This window comes from Bacillus pseudomycoides DSM 12442 (genome assembly GCF_000161455.1).
Taxonomy (GTDB): Bacteria; Bacillota; Bacilli; order Bacillales; family Bacillaceae_G; genus Bacillus_A; species Bacillus_A pseudomycoides.
Map to the genome: position 1 here is coordinate 5,773,654 of NZ_CM000745.1, position 450 is coordinate 5,774,103.

General features: G+C 32.4%; 1 protein-coding gene. It reads left to right on the forward strand.

Features of this window, described 5'->3' with window-relative positions; genetic code table 11:
- Positions 1-42: 42 nt before the first annotated feature.
- Positions 43-450: HBL/NHE enterotoxin family protein (locus BPMYX0001_RS29135; RefSeq protein WP_033799591.1), on the forward strand; the 408-nt coding region annotated here is incomplete at its 3' end.

The following is a 450-nucleotide window of genomic DNA, read 5'->3' on the forward strand; positions in this document are numbered from 1 at the left end:
AGATTATAAGAATCTATCAAAAAACTGAGAAGGAGAATAGTTATGAAAAAACTTCCATTTAAAGTGTTAGCTGTAGCCACTCTAGCAACATTTATAACTGCTACGAACGGTAACACTATTCATGTACTTGCACAAGAACAGACCGCTCAAGAACAAAAAGTAGGGAATTATGAGTTAGGGCCTGAAGGGCTGAAGAAAGCATTAGCTCAAACAGGATCTAATCTTCTTGTAATGGATTTGTACGCAAAAACAATGATTAAACAACCAAATATAAATTTATCCAATATTGATTTAGGTTCAGAAGGAGCAGAATTAATTAAAAATATTCACCTTAATCAGGAATTGTCACGAATCAATGCGAATTATTGGTTAGATACAGCGAAGCCGAAGATTCAAAAAACAGCACGTAATATTGTAAATTACGATGAACAATTTAAAAATTATTACGAT